This is a genomic window from Streptomyces sp. NPDC048191, assembly GCF_040652655.1.
In the GTDB taxonomy this organism is placed as follows: Bacteria; Actinomycetota; Actinomycetes; order Streptomycetales; family Streptomycetaceae; genus Streptomyces.
In genome coordinates this window covers 1-3,589 of record NZ_JBEZMO010000076.1, presented here as the reverse complement: position 1 = coordinate 3,589, position 3,589 = coordinate 1, and the positions used below count along the sequence as shown (strand labels likewise).

Annotated in this window: 2 protein-coding genes; both read right to left on the bottom strand. The window is 69.6% G+C overall.

Going from position 1 to position 3,589, the window contains the following annotated elements; translation table 11 throughout:
* Positions 1-320: 320 nt before the first annotated feature.
* A complete protein-coding gene (locus tag AB0D93_RS41375; protein WP_362131887.1) occupies positions 321-1,778 on the bottom strand; it encodes a hypothetical protein in 1,458 nt (485 codons plus the stop codon).
* 1,655 nt (positions 1,779-3,433) lie between these two features.
* On the bottom strand, positions 3,434-3,589 hold a 156-nt coding region (locus AB0D93_RS41370; protein ID WP_362131890.1), incomplete at its 5' end, for a GTP cyclohydrolase I.

Genomic DNA, 3,589 nt, shown 5'->3' with positions numbered 1-3,589 from the left:
AGACACCTCGCTCAACAGCCGGGAGGCCCCGGTCGTTCTGCCACTCACTTCAACGTCCGGGCATCACCCGATCGGGGCCGAGCTGAAAACGCTCAATGCCTGGGAGGTCGACGACTGCGGACGGCTCGGCGGGCGGGGTGAAGGTCACCACCCCCAACGGGGAGCCCTGGATCACTGTGCCCAAGCTGGAACCGCTTATGACCAGATCAACGCACCCCGATCAGATGAGTCACGAACCACCGCCCCCTGATGTCGCGTCAGTCCAATAGACTCGAACCAGACGCGCTGACCAGCACAAATGGAGAAGCGCGACTGGAGTACTAGCCGTTGACGCAGACAGACCCATCGTCGCAAGCGAGGTGGTCGGGGCGGTGGTGGTCGATGCAACAGTGTCGGCTGGATTTGATGGTGGTCGGGTCGCTGGCGGTGTGGGTGGCGCTGTCGCCGCCTCCGGTGACACTGGCGGTGTTGATGACGTGACGGCCGTCGTCTCCACGTCCCTTGGGGATGACGGCAGGGGCATTGCGGCCGTGGTCGTGGCCTTGTCCGCTGCAGAGGACGTCGACGGTCAGGGTGATGGGCGGGTAGGTGCGATTCGGGAGGAGGACGTCGCTGCGTTTGCAGGTGAGAGCGGCCAGGGAGCAGACCCACCCCGGGCCAGAGATATGACGTGCCCTCAGCCCGCGGGGAAGTCTGTCGTGCACCGTGACGGGCAGGGTGCCATCCGTAGGGCCGGGACCGCTATTGCCGACCGTGATGGTGTAGACACCCTGCCGGCCCTGAACGAAGGGCCTGGCGTGCGCCTTGACGATGGTCAACGAGGGAGAGGGCACGGTATAGGAGATGATCACCTGACCGTTGTGGTTCGCCGTCCCGATCGTCGACAGCGCATAACTGGTCCCGGTGCCCGAGGCGAAACTGCTTCCTCCCCCTCCTCCCCCTCCGCCACCACCCGGCGCGAAGGTGTCGGCGGCGCCGCCGCCCCCGCCGGCGAAGTATCCGCCCCCGCCCCCACCACCAGCACCGCCGACACAACCGGCGCCGTTGGAACCGTTGCTGCCTCCGGCACCTCCGGTGCCCACCGCGGCACCCGAGGAGACGCCCCCTGGCCCGCCCGCCGTGGCCGGCGTACAGCCGCCGGTGCCGGGGGCACCCCCGACGCCCCCGGCACCGGTGGTGCCACCACCCCCGCCCTGTCCCGGTGATCCCAGGCCGATGCCGGTGCTGCGTCCGGCGGCGCCGGCGGTAGCGTTCGGCTGCCCGCCCTGACCTCCATTGCCACCCTCATTGCCCGGGCCGCTGGTGCCTCCACCGGCGGCGCCGCCGCCCCCGGCGACCACGAGCAGGGAGCCGCCCATGCTGACACTGGATGCTCCGCCCCCACCCGGGCCTTCCCCGCCGCGGAAGAAGGCGTTCCCTCCGGGGGCACCGCCGTTGAACCCACCCGCACCGCCCGTCTCACTGCCGTTGCAGCCTTTGCCGCCGGTGCCGCCGACGTTGACGGTGTAGGTGGTGGGCGTGGTGGTCTGCACCACGGTGGTGACCCGTGCACCGCTGCCCCCTACGCCCGGCATGGGAAGACAGGTGGTGCCGGTGTTGTCGGCACCTCCGGCGCCGTCGGCGATGATCGTCACCACCGCCCCCGCCGGAACCGAATAGGTCTGTGGTGCGCCGGTGAAGAAGAAGGTCTGCGAGGGGGCAGCTGCTCGCGCCTGGGCCGACGTAGCCGTCACCGGCGCGGCGGCCGCCGACACCGGTCCGACGCCCGTCAGCACCACACATGCTCCTGCCACCGCACCCATACCCCGCCGGATCCGGCGGGTGGGGCAACCTGCCGGGCCGGTGCCCATCGGCCCGGCATCAGATCCGGCATGAGCGGGGGATCTGTCAGCTGTTCGACTCCTGGCCTCTCGTGTGGTCGCAAACTGCTGGCGGGAAGCCCGGCGCGACAGGACAGCATCACGGATACTCATCGGCGGGTGCCTCTCTCTTGTCGCAGCGTGCCACCATTCCGGGTGTCGCTGACCGTCGGCGTGGCAGGACACCTGACGGGCGAAAACTACAGGTGGAATTTCCGTTGTTCACGCATTTCTGCCGTTTAGTGAGGCAGATGGACGGTGCGTGTTGTCGCAGCCATGTACGGCCTGAGCAACGGACGGAGCCTTTCTCCAGGATTGAGGATGGCTTTGGCGATTGGCATGAGCCTGTTGGGCTGAGTCGGGGCTGCGGAGATCCGCGGCGACGTTCGCTTGCTCCTATGCCAAGCGGCCACTGCGAGGTGGACCGGCTGCTCAGCGGCGAGGTGGGCGTCGCGGACGCTGCGCCACGCCCCACAGGAAAACAATGCTGCACCTGCCGTCCCTTTTCCGCTCCCCCGAGCACGCCCGCGCCAGTCCGCAGCAACTCCGGCACACCCGCGCGGAAATGGCGGCCCTCGTCGCCTCGCTCACCGGACGCGACATCGCCGGCACCACCCCGGCCTCCAAAGCGATCGATGGTTCTCCGCCCCAAAAGCCCAGAGGTACGGGCTCATCGACCGTGCCCTGCCCCCGGACGCCCCCTCCTGCCCGCTGCACGGCGCCTCCCCACCGAGAACCAGCCGCTCACCGCACATGGGCCATGCCCAGGGCCCCGGTTCAGACCGAGGGGCGGCACCGTGACCCTCACCTCCCCGGACGGCAGGACGTCACGTGCACTGCGGGCGGAACAGCGAGCCTGCGCCTTGGCCGCCCGCAACCAGGACGAGAAGGCCCTCCACTCGGCTGGAGCCGGTGGACCGGCCGCGCCGCTACGCGGGCCGCAAGCAGCTCCTGGCGGCCGGTTGCCCGCCTCCTGAGGGACGGACGTTCAGCGGCATCTTGCCCTGCAAGCTGCCGCAGGCGAAACACAGTTGGGGGGAATCAGGCGTAGTCCGCTGCGGTGTCGAGTGGTCCGAACACCACCACGACATCGTTTTGGTCGAGGTGTCGGCCAACTGATCACCGAACTCCGCATCGACGCCACGACAGTCGGCGCCTGGACGTTCCTCGGCATGTTTGCCGTGCACGGCGGACCGAGGACACTCCGAATCCCGGTCGTGATCGAGACGGCTGTGACCTGCTGGTCGCTGCCTCGCGCGCCGGTGAAGCGGCAGGTTCGCCATCAATCCGCCGGCTGCGGCTCGCTACCGCGACCGTCACGGCGTCGGGCGCAAAAGGGCCGACTCGGGCGACGTCCTCGTGCCGGCTCCTACCGGGCACACGCGCCTGGCCATAGTCGTCGTCCGGCACAGGCAGGGTGGCTCGGCCGCGGCCGTACGGGCCGGGTCTGATCGTTGTCGCCGCCGCACCCTGGGGGTGGCTGGTCGCCGAGGTTGCCGTGATGTCTGCTGCTGGGCCTTCCTGGCGACGTCGGTGCGCGAGGGGACGGCCGGGCCTGGGACGTGCTGCCTGTTTCAGCCAGCTGTGCCGGTCAGGGCGAGGAATTCGCTGCGGGAGCGGGCGTCGGAGCGCAGCAGGCCGAGCAGGGTGGAGGTCATGGTGCTGGAGCCGGTGGCCTGGACGCCGCGGAGGGTCATGCAGGCGTGTTCGGCCTCGATGACCACGCCGAC